The organism is Denitrobacterium sp., from assembly GCF_056180635.1.
In genome coordinates this window covers 23,588-40,616 of the sequence record NZ_JAZZJS010000079.1, presented here as the reverse complement: position 1 = coordinate 40,616, position 17,029 = coordinate 23,588, and the positions used below count along the sequence as shown (strand labels likewise).

At 62.3% G+C, this 17,029-nt stretch carries 10 protein-coding genes and 1 pseudogene; 5 read left to right on the top strand and 6 right to left on the bottom strand.

What is annotated here, in order from left to right; translation table 11 throughout:
- Positions 1-6 precede the first annotated feature (6 nt).
- Both AC04P6_RS07005 and AC04P6_RS07000 read right to left on the bottom strand, forming a co-directional pair.
- Entirely contained in the window at positions 7-2,436 is a 2,430-nt protein-coding gene (locus tag AC04P6_RS07005; protein WP_475565900.1) for a DMSO/selenate family reductase complex A subunit, read from the bottom strand.
- A 220-nt stretch (positions 2,437-2,656) separates the two neighbouring features.
- Positions 2,657-4,105: a response regulator transcription factor gene (locus AC04P6_RS07000; protein WP_475565899.1), complete on the bottom strand. Its 1,449-nt coding sequence runs from the start codon at positions 4,103-4,105 to the stop codon at positions 2,657-2,659.
- Between the two features lie 253 nt (positions 4,106-4,358).
- Between AC04P6_RS07000 and AC04P6_RS06995 the strand changes: the two genes are divergently transcribed.
- Together AC04P6_RS06995 and AC04P6_RS06990 are read left to right on the top strand one after the other, a co-directional pair.
- Positions 4,359-6,104: an FAD-dependent oxidoreductase gene (locus AC04P6_RS06995; RefSeq protein WP_475565898.1), complete on the top strand. Its 1,746-nt coding sequence runs from the start codon at positions 4,359-4,361 to the stop codon at positions 6,102-6,104.
- Positions 6,105-6,121: 17 nt separating this feature from the next.
- Entirely contained in the window at positions 6,122-6,652 is a 531-nt protein-coding gene (locus tag AC04P6_RS06990) for a cytochrome c3 family protein (RefSeq protein WP_475565897.1), read from the top strand.
- 82 nt (positions 6,653-6,734) lie between these two features.
- Here the strand turns inward: AC04P6_RS06990 and AC04P6_RS06985 are convergent, their stop codons facing one another.
- The 3 genes from AC04P6_RS06985 to AC04P6_RS06975 are packed head-to-tail and all read right to left on the bottom strand — an operon-like array spanning position 6,735 to position 10,447.
- Positions 6,735-7,211 carry a pyridoxamine 5'-phosphate oxidase family protein gene (locus tag AC04P6_RS06985; protein ID WP_475565896.1) on the bottom strand — a complete coding sequence of 159 codons (477 nt, stop codon included), beginning with the start codon at positions 7,209-7,211 and terminating at the stop codon, positions 6,735-6,737.
- Positions 7,212-7,232: 21 nt separating this feature from the next.
- The gene (locus tag AC04P6_RS06980; RefSeq protein ID WP_475565895.1) at positions 7,233-9,737 is read right to left on the bottom strand and encodes an excinuclease ABC subunit UvrA; all 2,505 of its coding nucleotides are present in this window, start codon (positions 9,735-9,737) and stop codon (positions 7,233-7,235) included.
- 50 nt (positions 9,738-9,787) lie between these two features.
- Positions 9,788-10,447, bottom strand: coding sequence for a TetR/AcrR family transcriptional regulator (locus tag AC04P6_RS06975; protein ID WP_475565894.1), 660 nt, complete (start codon positions 10,445-10,447; stop codon positions 9,788-9,790).
- A 113-nt stretch (positions 10,448-10,560) separates the two neighbouring features.
- Here AC04P6_RS06975 and AC04P6_RS06970 point away from each other — a divergent pair.
- Positions 10,561-12,531, top strand: a pseudogene (locus tag AC04P6_RS06970) (FAD-dependent oxidoreductase).
- Between the two features lie 139 nt (positions 12,532-12,670).
- Here the strand turns inward: AC04P6_RS06970 and AC04P6_RS06965 are convergent.
- Positions 12,671-14,245 carry an FAD-dependent oxidoreductase gene (locus tag AC04P6_RS06965; RefSeq protein ID WP_475565893.1) on the bottom strand — a complete coding sequence of 525 codons (1,575 nt, stop codon included), beginning with the start codon at positions 14,243-14,245 and terminating at the stop codon, positions 12,671-12,673.
- 283 nt (positions 14,246-14,528) lie between these two features.
- Here AC04P6_RS06965 and AC04P6_RS06960 point away from each other — a divergent pair, with 283 nt between their 5' ends.
- Positions 14,529-15,911: a LuxR C-terminal-related transcriptional regulator gene (locus AC04P6_RS06960; protein WP_475565892.1), complete on the top strand. Its 1,383-nt coding sequence runs from the start codon at positions 14,529-14,531 to the stop codon at positions 15,909-15,911.
- Positions 15,912-16,087: 176 nt separating this feature from the next.
- Positions 16,088-16,894: a nitroreductase family protein gene (locus AC04P6_RS06955; RefSeq protein WP_475565891.1), complete on the top strand. Its 807-nt coding sequence runs from the start codon at positions 16,088-16,090 to the stop codon at positions 16,892-16,894.
- Positions 16,895-17,029: the final 135 nt, after the last annotated feature.

Below are 17,029 nucleotides of genomic sequence, written 5' to 3'. Positions count from 1 at the left end.
TCTCTCCTAGCCAATCTTGCGTACGCCAGCGATGTTGGAGTGCTGCGGATTTCCCTTGGCAAGCGGCGAGGGATGCATGTTCGTGAGCGTGTTGATGCAGCCGCCCTTGTCGATGCGGTCGCCGTCCATGTCGGCATCGCGCCAGGCGCCCTGCGGGATGGCGAGGGAGCCGGGGATGATGCGCGGCGTGACCTTGGCCTGGATCCAGACTTCACCATGATCGTTGAACACGCTTACCATCTCGCCATTCTCGATGCCAAGCTTTTCGGCGTCGATCGTGTTGATCCAGACTTCCTGCGGCGCAGCCTGCTTGATGACGTCGATGCTGCCCCAGCTGGAGTGCGTGCGGGCCTTGTAGTGGAAGCCGATGAGCGTGAAGGGCATTTCCTCGGTGCAGTCTTCCCAGCTGTCTACGCCGGGAGTGAACAGCGGGATGGGGGCGATGACGTCGCGCTCGTCGTCGAGCTCCCACGTCTCGGCGATCTTCTGAAGCTGTTCGGAGAAGATCTCGATCTTGCCGGACGGCGTCTTCAGGGGGTTCGCGGCGGGGTCCTCGATGAAGGTCTTCAGCGCGGGGGTGTAGCCCTTGGGGTCGCGGTAATGGAACTCGCCCATCTCGTAGCCCTCTTCGTAGCTGGGCAGACGGGGATCCTTGGCGCGGGCGGACTCGTAGATTTCCTTGGTCCAGCCTTCCTGGTCCTTGCCGTCCAGGTACTCTTCGCGCACGCCAGCGGCCTCGCAGAGGTCGGCGCATACGTCGAATGCGCTGCGACGCTCGAACTTCTCGCCCGTGGTGGCGGGGCTTGCGAACGTCACGGAAGCGACGTCGCCCGACCAGCCGTCGTTGATGATGCCCTTCTGCTCGGCGCGCATGATGTCGGGGAGCAGGATGTCGGCGTACTTGGCGGCATCGTTCATCATGGTTTCCCAAACCAGGATGAATTCGCACTTGGATTCGTCGACGAGGATGTCGTGTGCCACGTTGGCGTCGGAGTGCTGGTTGGTGAAGCAGTTTCCGCCGTATTCGACCAGGAACTTGATGTCGGTCGAGAGCTTGTCGGCGCCCACGACGCCGTCGTGCAGGGCGGTCATCTCGTGGCCGTGGTCGATGGCATCGGCCCAGGAGAAGATGGAAATCTGCGTCTTGCAGGGATTGGTGCCGCCGATCCAGGGGATGCTGAAGCTGTAGGAACCTACGCTAATGCCCGAGTTCATGCCCTTGCCGCCAATCTTGCCAACGAGGCAGGGGAGCAGGCTTACGGCCAGGCAGGCCAGCTCGCCATTGGAGTGGCGCTGGATGCCCAGGTTCTGGGCGACGAACGGACGCTCGGCTTCGGCCAGCTCATGAGCGAGCTTCGTGATGCGCTCGGCTGGGATGAGGGTGATCGCCTCGGCCCATTCGGGGGTCTTCTCGATCTTGTCGTAGCCCTTGCCCAGAACGTAGTCCTCGTAGGACATGTTCTTGCCCTTGTAGGCCTCGGGCATCGTCTCTTCGTCGAAGCCGACGCAGTACGTGTGCAGGAACTCGCGGTTGACCTTGTCTTCCTTGATGAGGACGTAGGCGATGGCGGCTACCAGCGCGGCGTCGGTGGAGGGGCGAATGGGAATCCACTCGTCGCTCGTGTTGGCCACGGTGTCGCTATAGCGCGGGTCGATGTGGATGTACTTGGCGTTGGGGTTCACGCGGTGAGCCCAGTTGTAGCCGTGCTTCGCTTCGCCCGTGGAGCCCATCATGGTGTCGGAAGGAGCCCAACCCATGCAGATGACCAGGTCGGAATCCTGGATAGCCGCGGGCGTGGAAGCGGCCGTGCCACCCCACATGTACGGAGCGGCCTTGGTTACCTGAGCGGCGGAATAGGTGCCGTAGTAGCCCAGGTAGCCGCCCGTGTTGGCAAGCCAGCGGCCGATGGGGCGACCGGTCAGGCTGTATACGCCGGAGCCCAGCGTCCAGTACACGGCTTCGGGACCGTATTCCTTATACGTCTTCTGGAGCGCGTCGTTGATGGTGGTGATGGCCTCATCCCACGTGATGCGCTCGAACTTGCCCTCGCCGCGTTTGCCAACGCGCTTCATGGGGTACTTCAGGCGATCGGGATGGTTGATCCAACGGCGCACCGAACGGCCGCGCAGGCAGGCGCGCTGACGGCTGTTTTCCTCGTCGTCCCAATCCTTGGTTTCGGACTGAATCCACTGGATTTCGTCGTCCTTGACGTGCATCCAAAGCGGGCAACGGCTGGCGCAGTTGCAAGAGCAATGGCTCTGGACGACCTTCTCTTCGGCGGACTCCTGATTCGCCTCGGCAGCGAAAGCGGGTTCGACCTTCTCGAACATGTCGTCGATAAGGATGCCGCTTACGGCAGCGGCGGCGGTGATGGCCCCCGTTCCCTTTACGAAGGACCTTCGCGAGACATTGCCGGAAGAAATACTTGTCTGCATGTTCTCCTCTTTACCTCTCTGCTTTCTCGTCTTGCAGATGCGGGAGGGAAGACGCTTGATGGGGCACCGGTTCCCCGTTGGGCATAGCTTCTCCTTCTGCATGGCGGATACTTTAGTTTTTGGGCGGGTGATAGCACATCACATGTAATATGTGAGATTGCGTAATGCCTGTTCAGAAGCTGTGTCTTGTTTTCTGTGGCGGGTGAGGGCGCGCGATGCGCTACCCGATGAGCGAGACGATTTCCTCACGTGAATGGGCGCCCGTCTTCTGGTAGATATGGCGCGTATGCGTCTTCACGGTGTTCTCGGAGAGGAAGAGTTCGGCCTCGATTTCGGCACGGCTCTTGTTCTGACCCAGGAGGGCGAACACCTCGGATTCGCGCTCGGTGAGGTTGTAGGTTTCCGCGAGCTCCTTGCAGCGGCGCTCGTAACGCGCGCGCTCGCCAATGACGCGCGTGCCCGTTTCCAGCGAGATGCCGCAGGCACCCCAGTCCTCGTTCACGGCCTTTTCCTGGCGCCAGATGATGAGGCACACCGCCAGAAGCGTGATGCAGATGGCCGCGATAACGTAGAGGAACGTCTGGTCGGATTGCAGCTGCATGGTATGCAGCGTGCGCTTCGAGAGCACGCCCAGCAGGATAGCACCTTCGCTGCATGCCCTGGCGCAGGCGAAGGGGCGCAGACTGGGCACCTCGTAGCGATGGCAGATGGTTGCCATGATCATGAGCGCGAAGATGGTGAAGCAAACGTAGGCGAGCTTGCCCAAGAACGACGCGAAGTAGGCGAATGGCCACGACGTGATGGGGATGAGCAGCACCGCGACCACTGCTACGGGAAACATCATGCGCGCGAATTGGCGGAAGTCGATGTTATGCGTATGCGCGGTGCACAGCAGCAGCGTGATGCCCACGAGGCACGTGGCGCTGATGCGGAACATGGAACCTCCGATGCCCGTTTGCTCCTGCAAGCCCGAGATGCTGGAAATGAGGGCTGCGATGGTCATGAGCGCGATGAGGCGCGTGGGCAGCGGGTAGCGGATGTTCGGCCCGGCGGGGCGTTCGTTGGGCAACGTCATGAGCGATAGCCACGCGCAGATGAAGGAGCCGATGGGCATGGCGCTGATGGCGATGAGCGCGGCCGGCTGCTTCAGGTTGCCGACGATGAGCGATACGCCGAATGCCGCGATGCAGCAGCCGCCTGCATATACCAGTAGCTGCGCGGTGTTCATGCGACTGTATACCTGGGCCCACAAGCAGAAGAGGAAGCCACCGCCGATGGCGGTGATGATGCTCGTGAGGATTACCACGGCGGGGCCCAGATGCATGGGGAAGGCGACCCCCGCGAGGAAGAGCGTGCCGAGGGTGGATGCGATGCAGGCGATTCCCGCGGGGCGCATGTGCTTCGAAATCATCTTGATGCGCGGTGCGAATATGGCGAGCATCGCGAGGGTTCCCACATCGCCAATGCGCATGCCGATGTCGAAGAGCGTGCGCTCGTTCTCGAAGGCCGGGTTGGCTGGATAGATGGAGGAAATGTGAGTGAGGCACAGCCAGGACACGAACAGAGCGAGGCCAAGATACCTCAGGGGGAGTAGCTTCACGCGGGAATTTTCGCCTTCAATCGACGAAATGAAGCCCGGATACGCCTGCTCCTCGGTCTGATTTTCCATCTCTTCCGCCATTGTATTCTGCCCTCCAAGAAATGCCATATTAAGTATAGCAAAAGTAGTAACACCTGATGAGGTGGCGGGTGACATGCGGGTGAACCGCATTTAGCCCTAACGCGCATGCATTCACCCGTGTTCATTGCGTTTGGTGGCTATACAAAGAATGTGTGCAATGCTGCCCGCGCTGCGGGAACAGTATCTTGTGCAGCTGAAAAAGGCAAGTGGATTACAGGTAGACACAGGAGGGAAGTAATCTATGGGCAAAAACGAATGCCTAGAACCTACGCGTCGCGGTTTCCTCAAAGCCGCGGGTATCAGCGCGTTGGCTGCCGCGGGCGCTCTGGGAATGGCAGGGTGCTCTTCTTCGGCATCTGAAACCGCTGCCGTGAAGAACGCCGGCGGTGTAGGAAGGTTCAACGAGGACCTCTACACCGACGTGTTCCCCGTTAAGATGCGCAGCATTCCGGTGCGCGATCTTGACAGCGACCTCACGCGCACGGGCAACGTGGCCTTCGAAATGCGCACCATCCCCGAGAGCGAAATCGTTCGCACCGAGGAAACCGACGTTCTGGTTGCCGGTTGCGGCCTCACGGGTTCCGTTGCGGCCCTTTCCGCTTCCGATGACGGCACCACACAGGTGCTCTGCATCGAGAAGATGGGCGTTGGCCGTGGCATGTTCGAGGGTATGGGCGTTATCGGCGGCAAGAAGATGGAAGAAGCCGGTAACATCGTCGACAAGGCCGAAATGATGGACGTCATGCGCTTTGCCGCCCAGTACCGCGTGCCCGTCGACCCCATCAAGCTCTGGGGCGACCGCTCCGGCGAAGCAGCTGACTGGCTGCAGGAGAAGTTCGACGAGGGCGAAGGCCAGATCCAGACGTTCTTCAAGGCTGGCAACCCCGCCACGCACGGCTATGGCGCTCCCCAGACCGAAATCGCCTTCAAGAGCGAGCAGTGGTCCGAGCAGACGACCAGCAACGCCGGTGGCGCTGGCATCATGATCGTTGCCGACCTGGCGAACACGTTCAGCAAGCGCCCGAACGCCGACCTGCGCTACAACACCGCCATCGTGCAGCTCGAGCGCGAAGACGGCGGCCGCGTGACCGGCGCCATCTGCAAGGATGAGTCCGGCTACTTCCGCGTAAACGCAAGCAAGGGCGTCATTCTGGCAACGGGCGGCTTCGAGGCCAACCCCACGATGCTGAAGGCCTGGTGCCGCACGGAAGACGTGACCAACTACGCTTCCTGGTGCCCCAATACGGGTACCACGGGCGACGGCCAGCTCATGGGCCTGGCCGTGGGTGGCCAGATGGACCCGCTGCCCGCAGCCATCATGAACTTCGACTTCGGCAACCCCACGGGCTTCTACAGTGGCGCGACGGGCCTGAGCCCCTTCCTGGGTGGCATCATGGTGAACGAGAAGGGCGTGCGCTTCTGCGCCGAGGACCTTCCGTTCCAGGCTCGCTCCAACGCCATTAGCGCCCAGAAGGGCTGCGGCGAGCGTACGTGGCGCCTCTCCAGCTCCACGCAGATGGCCGCTCTCGACGACGCGAAGCGCGAGAAGGCCCTGACGGCATTCGACGGCATCGTCGAGAAGGGCTGGGCGTTCCGCGCCAGCAGCCTGGCCGAACTGGCTGAGAAGATGGGCTGCGACGCCAAGACGCTCGAGGACGAATGCGCCAAGTTCAACGCGTTCAAGGACGCGGGCAAGGACGAGGACTTCAACCGCAACATGGCCAAGGCCACCAAGATCGAAGGCGAAGAGTTCTTTGCCATGATCCATCAGTCCACCATTCTGGCAACCGTTTCCGGCCTGGTAGTTGACTACAACTGCCACGTGCTCGACTACGACAACAACGTGATCGAGGGCCTGTACGCTGCCGGTGGCGCTTCGGGCGGCTTCTTCAGCGGTAACTATCCCCGCAACATCTTCGGGCCTTCGGTGGGTCGTTGCGTCACCTTTGGCTACGTGTCCGGCGAGCATGCAGCGAAAGGAGAATAGCAATGGCGGAGGAAAACATGCCTCAGGAACTCCAGAAGAAGATGCATAAGAAGGGCATCGTGGCAGGCGTTATCGTCGCCGTCGTGATCATTGCCGGCATTGGTGCGTTCGCCTGGCACAACACGCCTTCCTTCTGCGGCACGGTGTGCCATGACAGCATGGGCGAGCACCTGGCCAACTACGAGGGCACTGACGCTTCCAACGGCGCCGGCCTGGCTCACCTGCATGCGGGTGCCAAGGTAACGTGCCTCGATTGCCACAAGGCCGAGCTGGATGTTCAGCTCGCCGAGCTGGGCTCTCAGCTTTCCGGCAACACCGACGACCTTGGTCTTGCCGAGCGTTACTACGTGGATAACGAGACGTGCCTGTCCTGCCATGGCGGCAGCTACGACTCGCTGGCCGAGAAGACGGCTGGCCTGGGTGCGTACAACCCCCACGCAAATCCGCATGGCGAGATGAACTGCAACGAGTGCCATAAGGGTCATGCCGAGCAGGTTGACACCTGCGGCCAGTGCCACGCAAACGGTGGCCAGACCATGCGCTCCTAAGCGATTCCGCAGCATATAACGCGCAAGCGACCCGCATTCGTGCGGGTCGCTTTGTTTTGCCAGGTGGTTTTGCGGTTGGGGCTTACTCCCCGGGCTTTCGCTTGGCGGAGTAGTCGCGCACGGTAACGCGTATTAGGGCGACGGCGCGTGCCATGCGTTCGTCGATGGCGAAATCGCTACCGGTTTGATGCTTCATGAGCGCAGCGAGCGCATGCGCCTTTTCGGGGCCGTCGGGTAGGATTTCGGCGATTCCGCGCCCGATGAAGGATGCGTATGCCGAGCTGTAGTTGCAGGGAACGTCGCCTCCGGAAACGAGCCCTCCGTCGTGGTCGACCTCGATGCAGACGTGCGGGTCATGCTCGATGAGGTCGAGCTTGTGGCCCTTGCGCGCGCCGTGCATGTAGAACGTGAACGCTCCCTCGTGCGCTTCGTAGCCATAATGGAGCGGCACGACGTAGGGAAAGCCCTCATCCATCAGTCCCAGGCGCAGGATCTTGCCTTCCTCGACGATGGCCAGGATGTCCTCGAATGCGCTCACTTCTCGGTCGTGCCTTCTCATGGCGAATCTCCTCGTGCTTCGTTACAGGTATGCGCCCGTAATGCTTTCGGGCGTGCTCGCAATCTGCTCGGGCGTGCCGGCCGCGACAATGCGGCCACCTGCTTCGCCCCCGCCGGGCCCCAGGTCGATGATGTAGTCGGCGTTCGAAATCATGTCGAGGTCGTGCTCGATGACGATTACGGTGGCGCCCGCGTCGATGAGGCTCTGCAGAACGTCGATGAGCACTTCCACGTCGAGCGGATGAAGCCCGATGGTGGGTTCGTCGAACACGAACAGTGCGTTGGATTGGTTCTTTCCCATCTCGCTCGCGAGCTTCAGGCGCTGCGCTTCGCCGCCCGATAGGGAAGGCGTGGCTTCGCCGAGCGTGAGATAGCCCAGCCCCAGGTCGTGGAGTACCTGCAGCTTCTGAACTGCCTTCTTTACGCCCGTCATGCCCTCGATGGCGCCCAGCGCCTCGTCGACCGAGAGCGCCATGAGGTCGGGCAGGCTCGGCCCTTCCTGGTTGGAAAGGGGAATCTTCCATGCATCGGGGGCGTAGCGTGCGCCGCGGCAATCGGGGCATTCGATGTCGACGTCGGGAAGGAACTGCACGTCGAGCGATATGCTTCCCGTTCCGTCGCAGGTGGGACAGCGTAGCGAACCCGTGTTGTACGAGAATGCCCCCGCCTTCAGCCCTCGTTCCTTTGCCAGGTTGGTGGCGGCGAACGCGCGGCGGAGCGTGTCGAGCACGCCCGAGTAGGTGGCTACGGTCGAGCGCACGTTGATGCCGATGGGCGTGGCGTCGATGAGGTTTGCCCGCTCGATTTCGGCGGGGTTGATGCGCACGACGTGCTCGGGGAGCTTCTCGTTAGCGAAGTGCGCCTTGAGCGCGGGGATGAGACTTTCCAGGACGAGCGTCGTCTTGCCCGAACCCGAAACGCCGGTGATGGCCGTGAGGCAGCCCAGCGGTATGTCGATCGTCAGCGGCTTCACCGTGTGAATCGCGCTCGTTTCCAGGTGTATCGCACCGCGTTCGAATATATCGCCTGGTGGTGTGGTGCGCTTTCGCACGGTACGTTCTCCCGAAAGGAACGCCCCGATGCGCGATGTGGGCGTATGCGCCACCTCGTCGACGGTGCCCTGCGCGATGACGTTTCCTCCCGCGGCTCCCGAACCGGGGCCGATCTCGACGATGTGATCGCATTCGCGCAGCACGCGCACGTCGTGGTCTACCAGCATGACGGAGTTGCCGTCGCGAATAAGGTCGTCGACAACGCCCAGCAGCCCGTCGACGTTCGAGGGATGCAGGCCGATGGAAGGCTCGTCGAGCACGTAGAGCACGCCGTTAGTGCGATTTCGCACCGCACGCGTGAGCTGCACGCGCTGCCGTTCGCCTGTGGAAAGCGTCGAGGAGGCTCGGTCGAGCGTGAGGTATCCCAGGCCAAGCTGCTGAAGGCGATGAATGGGCTCTTCCATGCCCGAGAAGATCGATTCCGCCATGGGCTGCATGTCATGGGGCAGTCGAGGCACTACCGTGGGAATCCACGCGGCCAGCTCGTCGAGCGTCATGGCCGTGGCTTCGTCGAGCCCGATGCCGCAGAGCTTGGTGGAGCGCACCTTCTCGGAAAGACGCGTGCCGCCACAGCTGGGGCAGGGGCCTTCCTTCAGGTACTTTGCAACGCGCTTCAGGCCCTTTTCGTCCTTTACCTTCGAAAGGGCGTTCTCCACCGTGTAGATGGCGTTGTAGTAGGTGAAGTCCATCTCGCCGGCGATGCCCGTTTTCTCGTTGTGGTAGAGGATGTGCTTCTTTTCGGCGGGGCCGTGGTAGACGATGTGCCGCTCTTCGGGTGTGAGCTCGCAGAACGGCACATCGGTGCGTACGCCCATCTCCCGGCAGATGTCCTTCATGAGCGACCACATCAGGCTGCCCCACACCGTTACGGCACCTTCGTCGATGGTCTTGGTTTCGTCGGGAACCAGGGTGGAAACGTCGACGGTGCGCGCCACGCCCGTTCCCGAGCAGGTGGGGCAGGCGCCCGCGGAATTGAACGCCATGTCTTCGGCGCCGGGGCCGAAGAAGGAGGCGCCGCATTCGGGGCATGTGATGGGCAGCTCGAGAGCAACGTTCATGGTTGGCGGCGCAAGGTGTCCGTTGGGGCATGCGTGGCTACCCAGGCGCGAGAACGCCAGGCGCAGGTAGTTCAAGAGCTCGGTGGATGTTCCGAAGGTCGAGCGCACGTCGGGGATGCCCGGGCGCTGGCGTAGGGCCAATGCGGCAGGAACGTGGCGCACTTCATCGACGGCGGCATGGGCATTCTGGGAGATGCGGCGCCGGGTGTAGGTAGAAAGCGCGTCGAGGTAGCGGCGCGATCCTTCCGCGTAGAGCACGCCCAGGGCCAGCGACGATTTGCCGCTTCCCGATACGCCTGCGATGCCAACCGAGCACCCCAGCGGGATGTCGACGTCGATGTTCTTCAGGTTGTGCACGCGTGCGCCCCGCACGGAAACGTGGTCGGGCGCAGCGATATGAGAATGCGTAGTTTCCATGCGTCCATTATGGCAGATGCGCTGGACGCATGCCCGTCCTCGGATAGGTTCTAATCGCGCGCCTGGGGCGTGTGCCAGTCGCAGGGGTCGGGTGAAGCGAGCGCGCGAATGCCCGCGATGATGATGCCAATGCCGTCGTGGAAGGTCTCTTCGGAATAGGCGCCCGCCGCTGTTTCGCGCCAGCTGTCTCCCGATGCCGCCTCGGGCATTTCGTGTTCGTTAACCACGTCGCGAATCTCGCCTTGCAGGAAGCCGCCCAGAAACGCGTCGATGAGGCGCCAGGCCTTGCGCAGAACCTCGGGCGGAATGCCCTGGTCTTCGTGGAGCGCGTAGATGCACTGCGTGTGCGCCGCCAGCGCGGGGCTTTCGCCCGATGCCTCGATGAGGTGCAGGTGGGCGGATGCGTGGTTGAGGTGCATCTCGCGGATGGATGCCGTGGTGCGCCGGATGGTGTCATCCCAGCGCTCGCCGGGGATGGGATGCGTGTCGACCTCGGTGAACGCCAGCGCCACCGCTGCTGCTTGGATGGCATCGACGGAGGGGTAGTAGCGGTAGAGGGCCATGGCGGTCACGCCGAGTTGCGCGGCGAGCTTGCGCATGGACACGCCCTCGATGCCGATCTGGTCGGCGAGCTCGAGTGCGGTCTGTGCGATTCGCTCGGGTGTGAGCTGCGCGTTTTCCTTCGATGCTGCTTGCTGCTTGCCTGGCATGGGCGCTCCTCCGTCGAGGTCCTTGCATATTGTTCGTCTACAGTGTAAACTAACCGCGTCGGTATACAGTGTATACCAGAAAGGGAATTGCCAAATTACAGGGAGGGAGACTCATGACAGAGAGAAACGTGAGCCGTAGGAACTTCGTTACGGCCGCCGCGTTGGGCGCCATGGCCGTGGGCGCGAGCGCGTTTGCGGGATGCGCGCCCAGTGGAAAGAAAGCCGCTAGCACGAATGCCGCAGGTGGCGAGGATGCATCTTCGTCGATGTACCAGAATATCTACTCCGAGGGCGTGAACCTCATGCCCGCGCGCAAGGCAACGTGCCCTGGTCCTCGCGGTCCGATTGCGTTCGAGGCCACGGTGGATACGAGTGCCATAAAGCGCGACGAGGGTTTCGACGTGGTGGTCGTGGGCGCTGGCGTGGGCGGTCTCATTTCCGCTCTGAAGGCGGCCGACATGGGCACGAAGGTGCTCCTGCTCGAGAAGATGACGCGCGGCCGCGGTTGCTTCGAGTGCTTCGGCGCCGTTGACGCCCAGATCCAGAAGGAAACGGGCAGGGTGGTGGACCGCGCCATTCTGCTTGACGAAATCTATCGTGCCGCGTACTACCGCATTCGCCCCGAAGCGCCGCGCACATACGTCGAGCGTTCGGGCGAGGCGACCGACTTTTGGCAGGCCATGCTGAACAAGGGCGCCAACGGCTTCGTCATCACGCCCGTCGCCGAGGCCCCGGCCACGAATGGCTTTCCCGCGATGACGCAGTTCATCCCTTCCGAGCTGGGTTTCTACGATAGCCCCGCGCTACCCGAGACCGCCTCGGTGCGCAGCGGCCTTTCGGGCATATACGTCTGCCTCGAGATGCAGGACATTGCCAAGAATGCGTATCCCGATAAGATCGATATGCGCTTCAGCACGCCCGCCGTGCAGCTCGAGCGCGATGCGAGCGGTCGTGTCACGGGCGTTATCGCACGCGACGAGGATGGCTATTTCCGCGCGAATGCATCGAAGGGCGTCGTGCTTGCGACGGGCGGCTACGATGCGAACCCGGAAATGATGGAAGCCTGGACGCGTCCGGAAGACTACGCGAACTCCAGCTGGTGGAACCCGAGCTGGGGCACCACGGGCGACGGTCACATGATGGGCCTTGCCGTGGGCGCGCAGATGGACCCGATTCCGCATCCTGTCATGAACTTCCGCTGGGGCACGCCCACCAGTTTTGCCGACTTCCGCACGTGGAATGCAGTGTATCTGGGCATCCTGGTGAACGGCCGCGGCCAGCGTTTCGTGCGCGAAGACGGCCCGTTCCAGGTGGTTTCCAATGCGCAGAACGCTCAGCCCGGCTACGGCAAGAACTGCTGGTACATCTTTGACGAGGCGATGAGCCAGGGTCTGGAAGACGGCGGTTTCTAGGAGTTCAAGAGCAAGGGCTGGCTCTACGAGGCCAGCACGCCCGCCGAACTGGCCGAGGCATGCGGCATTGACGCCGAGGGGCTGCAGGCGACGCTCGATCGCTATGCTGGATTCTGCGTCAATGGCCGCGACGAGGATTTCGACCGCGACCTCTCGCAGACCATGCCCTTCACTGGTGGCAAGCTGTACGCGTTCACTACGAACAGCAACGTGCTGGCAACTACGGGCGGTCTGTGCATCGATGGCAACTGCAGCGTCCTCGATATGGAAGACAATCCCATTCCCGGCCTGTTCGCTTGCGGCAATGCATCGGGCAGTTTCTTCGCGGGCAATTACCCACGCCACATTCCGGGAACGTCCATCGGTCGCGCCATCACGTTTGGCTACGTCGCCGCGGAAAGCGCGGTGAACGGCACCATTGGCCAGGGACCGAAGCTCGACGGTAATGCCCCCGACCTGTTCGCCTATGGCGAGGGCAACGCGGTGGGTGCAGACGCACGTACCGAAGCCGAGGCGCTTGGCCTGTGGAACAAGTACAACCCCATTCATGGCTCGAGCCTCGACTACACCGATACGCAGCTGGGCGGTAACGCTATGAGCTGCAACAACTGCCATGAGTATCGTGCAGGCGGGGAAACCGTCGCCGATAACATGACGTGGCTCGGCGAATAACCTTCCTCTGCGTTCGCGCGCCATATCCCTCCTAGGCGAGAGCCCGCTCGGAATGAGCGGGCTCTCGTTCGAATGGGGAGGGCGCCGCGTGTTGGAGGGGGAGGGGGCTTTGCGGCGCTTCGGGATAGTCGATGTGGGGCTATGCCGAGATGTACTCGATGGCGTAGGCTCCTGCGTGACGGCCGGAGTTGATGTTGTTCGCCATGCAGCTGGCAGGCATGCTCACTGTGTAGGTGTTGCCATAGAGCATGCAGCCGTCGGTGCCCACGGCCCACAGGCCATCGATGGGCTCGTCATCGGAGTTCACAACCTGGAACTGGCGGTTCGTGCGAATACCGCCGATGGTGGAGAAGTAGAACAGGCCGTGCTCGAATGCCCAGAACGGGCCGTTCTCCATGGCCACCAGCACGCTTGCGTCCTTGCCGAAGTCGGTGTCATGGCCGCTGGCGCAGAGTTCGTTGTAGTGCTTCATTTCGCTTGCCAGGGTGTCGGCGGGCACGTTGATGGCCTTTGCCAGCTCCTCGAGGGTGTCGGCCTTGTGCACGCCGGCGCCGCTTTCCATGCCGGCGGCTGCTGCCACGGAGAGGGAATCGGAAACGGGCGGAATCGTCTCGTCGATCTGCTTCATAACGGCTTCGTTCATGATGACGTACGACTTGGTCTGGCTGAGCACGCTGTTGCAGGCGTAGGCCTGGTTCTTCACGATGCAGTTCTCATCGGTGAAGCGCTCGCCCTTCTGGTTGACGAAGACGACCGGGCCGCCGTTGCGGATGCCCAGAGCGCCCAGGGCCGACTCGAAGTCGGCGCCCTTCGTGCCGGGCTCGCGCATGACGCAGCGCTTGGCGCGCTCGTCGACGCCGCCCATGGAAAGGGCCATGTCCAGGCCGTCGCCCTCGTGATGGGGGAAGCCCTTGCGCGTTACCAGGTCGGGGTTGATGCCCATTTCGCGCAGCTTCTCGTCGTTGTCGGCATAGCCGCCCGTGGCCAGGATTACGGCCTTGGTGTTGATCTGGATGTAATCCTTGCCCTTTTCGAACACGATGCCGCTGACCTTGCCATCTTCGGCCAGGAGCTCACGACCGCGTGCGCTGTAGATGATTTCAACGCCCTGCTCTTCGGCCTTGTTGGTCATGGGCGTGATGTAGCCTTCCTTGGCGCCTCCGGCGTACCAGTGGAATGCGGGAAGCTTGCCCTGGCCGCGGTAGTCGTCTACGCCGTCGAACTTAACGCCGTTGCTCATGAGCCATTCGACGTTCTCGGCCGAGACATCTACCAGGTCCTTCCAGGCGCGACCGTCGATGAGGTAGTTGCAGAAGTCGAATTCCTCGCCGATGACGTCTTCGAACGTGAAGCTGATGCCCGTTTCCTTCTGCATGTCGGTGCCCAGGGCGAAGATGCCCTCGGTGCCATGGCCGTTGCCGCCGGTGTTGGTGTTGGCTTCGATGAGGATGACCTTGTTGCCCTTGGCGGAGGCGGACACGGCGGCGGAAAGGCCGGACATGCCGCCGCCCACGACGACGATATCGGCTTCGCGCGTTTCGGAAATCTCGTAGGAAGAGGTCGAGGATGCCTCTGCCTTGGTGCTCTTAGTTTCCTCCGTGGTGGTGGATTTGGCGGAGGTGGACTTGGGTGCGCAACCTGCCAAGCCCGCGATGGCGAGCGTGCCGATGGCAGCTCCGCCGGTGATAAAGTTTCTGCGTGAAAGTGTAGCCATGGATTACCTTCCTCACTTGTTGATGTGGCTGCTGTATCTCAGCGAGCCCCTCCATGGCGCCTACGATAGTCGCATGGGCGTTTTCGCACATCAAGCAAAGGGCCTATTACGTGCTTGAGGCATCAAGCAAAGTGCTTGAACTTGCTTCAATTCTTCAACGGGGCGGTGCGCGAAGAACTATCCGTGTTAGAGTTGCCGTGGAAGCGAGAGGGTAAAGATGTTGAGATTGCTATCACCATTTTCCAGCGGCCTGCTTTGGGCATGGGGCTATTTGGTCCTGTTCGTGTCGCCCTCGTTTTTCGTCGACTCGCCCCTAGCGGGCATCGGCTTTTCCGAGGGGCCGTATCTTATTGCGTCGTTATGCGGCTATGCCGCCATGGCCATCCTGTGCGAGCGTGCGGGAAGCGGAGCTTCGCTGCCCGCTTCGTGGGCTGGTTGCGCGGGCATGGTTCTGGGCGTGCTCATGGTTTCGCTGCTGCGTTTGGGCGCGGTTCCCGAAAGCGCGGAGCTGCTTCTGGCTGCGAGCGTGCTGGCGGGCGTGGGGCTTGCGGCATGCACGACGGCGTGGGGCGTGGTCCTCGCGCGCCTCGATGCCGATACGCTCGAGAGCACGGCGCTTAGCTGGTGCCCGTCGTTCGCTCTCGTCTCGTTCGTGGTGTCGTTCGCGGCTCTGGCGCAGGATTTCGCGCAGCCCATCATCTACGTGCTTCTCGTCGTGCTTCCCTTGGCCGCGCAGCTGGGGCTCGTGCGTACCGTGCGCATGGGCGGGGAAGGCGATTCCGCTGGCTTCGCGCATGCGAATGCCCAAGCGCGGGGCTCGTCGCTGAGGATCGTGCGTGCCGATGCGCTTACGCTCGTGAACCTGCTCGTTTCGTTTCTCTCGCTGTCGTTCGTGTGGTCGGCCGTATCGTCGCTGCGGAGCGGCACGTTCGGCGTGACCACGTTCGTGTTCGCCGTGGGCGCGCTGGTGCTGTGGGGCGTCTTGTGGTTTGCCTTGCGCAACACCAGGCGTTTCGGCTTGTCTACGCTGTATGCGTGGACGTTGCCGCTGGCGCTTCTGGGCGTCGCCTGCGCTTCGGTCGGCGGCGTTTCCATGCTTACCGTTGCATTCGTCATGGTGCTCGCGGTCGACCTGGGCTTCGAAGTTGTCGCCAAGCTCTCCATCCTGCTCATCGGCAAGCGCTGGTCGGGGCACGAAGGGGCTGCGTTCGCGTTGTGGGTCGCCATCATCAACATGGCGGGCCTGATGGGGCCGCGCCTGTGGGACGCGATTCGCCCTCTTGCGGATTCGTGGGGCTTTTCCACGGTGATGCTGTTTGCGTTCATTCCCTTCGCGCTGGCCGTGGTGTTCGCGTTCGGAGGTGGCGGTTCGTTCTTCCCGGGTCCCCGCGCGGACGCAAAGAGCACGGAGTCTGCGGTCGAAGCGGCGCCCGATCCCGTGCAGGCGTTTTGCGACAGCCTGGAGGATGCCTATGGGCTCACGCCGCGCGAGGCCGAAGTGGTATCGCTGCTTGCGCGTGGTTGCAGTCGCGCCTACGTGCGCGAGACGCTTTACATCTCGAAAGGCACGGTGGATACGCATGCGTATCGCGCCTATGCCAAGATGGGCATCAAGAGCAAAGACGAGCTGTTCAAGCTCGCCCATCAGGCGGGGGACCGTTCCTAGCCGTTCCTCTCGGCTCCATTGGGCTTACGTCGCGTGAAATGTAACGGCGCAATGACGTATTGCGTACAATCATATTTTATGGAAATCGATATGGTACATTCGGGCGCGGAATTGTGGGGCGCGGTGCGGAACGGCCGCATGCGCGTCGAGGACACGATGGGCCGAAAGGGGTTCCCATGAGTGAAAGCAAGGCAGCCGAGACCATTCGCGTAGCAGATCCCGAAGAAGCGCGTACGTTTTTCGAGGCTATCGGGTCGCGCGTTTCGTGCCGCGCCTTTGAATCGCGTCCGGTGGAGCAGGAGAAGCTCGATGCGCTGCAGGCCGAAATCGATAGGGCCAATGAGGTGGAGGGCTTGCACTTTCAGCTGTATGGCCCGCGCGACGGCGGCTCGGCCATCGATATGAACGAGCGAATGTTTGCAGGCGAGGTGCTGTACTACATCGCGCTCGTGGCTCCGAAGGACCCGGTTATCGAGGAGAAGCTTGGCTACTATGGCGAGCGTCTGGCGCTTCTGGCCACGTCGCTTGGTTTGGGAACCTGCTGGGTTGCCAGCACCTACAACCGCGAGACCGTGCGCGTCGAGCTTGCCGAAGGCGAAGTTCTGCATGACGTGATGCCCTTCGGCTATGCCATTCAGAAGACGCCCCTCAAGCAGCGCACCATTCGCGCAGGCATTCGCGCCCGCGACAAGAAGTTCTCCCAGCTGTATGCGGGTCCCGTGTCGTTCGACCAGGCTCCCGTCTGGATCCAGGAGGCAGTCGAGGCCGTGCATGCGGGCCCCTCGGCGGTGAACGAGCAGCCCGTCGTGTTTGCTCAGGAATCCGCCGACGCTCCGGTGCGTGCCACGCTGCCCACGGTGAAGAGCGGCATGGAGTACACCGACCTGGGCATTGCCAAGCTGCATTTCGAGCTCGCCGCCGCCGAACACGGCGTGCGGGGCGCATGGCAGTGGGGCGAGGGCGGGTCGTTCGTCGTCGAATAGCGCCGCATTCGCAACTCCGCGAGCCCCGCTGCCACAGCAATTCGGCAGCGGGGCTTTTCGCGTATGCCATGTGCGCGAGATGAGGTATCGCTGCCCGTTGCGCGCGGCGCCCGCTTGCCATGGTGTATGCTGCTA

Coding starts and splice junctions, on each gene's coding strand:
- AC04P6_RS07005 (WP_475565900.1), bottom strand. CDS start 2,436: ATGCAGACAAGTATTTCTTCCGGCAATGTCTCGCGAAGGTCCTTCGTA.
- AC04P6_RS07000 (WP_475565899.1), bottom strand. CDS start 4,105: ATGGAAAATCAGACCGAGGAGCAGGCGTATCCGGGCTTCATTTCGTCG.
- AC04P6_RS06995 (WP_475565898.1), top strand. CDS start 4,359: ATGGGCAAAAACGAATGCCTAGAACCTACGCGTCGCGGTTTCCTCAAA.
- AC04P6_RS06990 (WP_475565897.1), top strand. CDS start 6,122: ATGCCTCAGGAACTCCAGAAGAAGATGCATAAGAAGGGCATCGTGGCA.
- AC04P6_RS06985 (WP_475565896.1), bottom strand. CDS start 7,211: ATGAGAAGGCACGACCGAGAAGTGAGCGCATTCGAGGACATCCTGGCC.
- AC04P6_RS06980 (WP_475565895.1), bottom strand. CDS start 9,737: ATGGAAACTACGCATTCTCATATCGCTGCGCCCGACCACGTTTCCGTG.
- AC04P6_RS06975 (WP_475565894.1), bottom strand. CDS start 10,447: ATGCCAGGCAAGCAGCAAGCAGCATCGAAGGAAAACGCGCAGCTCACA.
- AC04P6_RS06965 (WP_475565893.1), bottom strand. CDS start 14,245: ATGGCTACACTTTCACGCAGAAACTTTATCACCGGCGGAGCTGCCATC.
- AC04P6_RS06955 (WP_475565891.1), top strand. CDS start 16,088: ATGAGTGAAAGCAAGGCAGCCGAGACCATTCGCGTAGCAGATCCCGAA.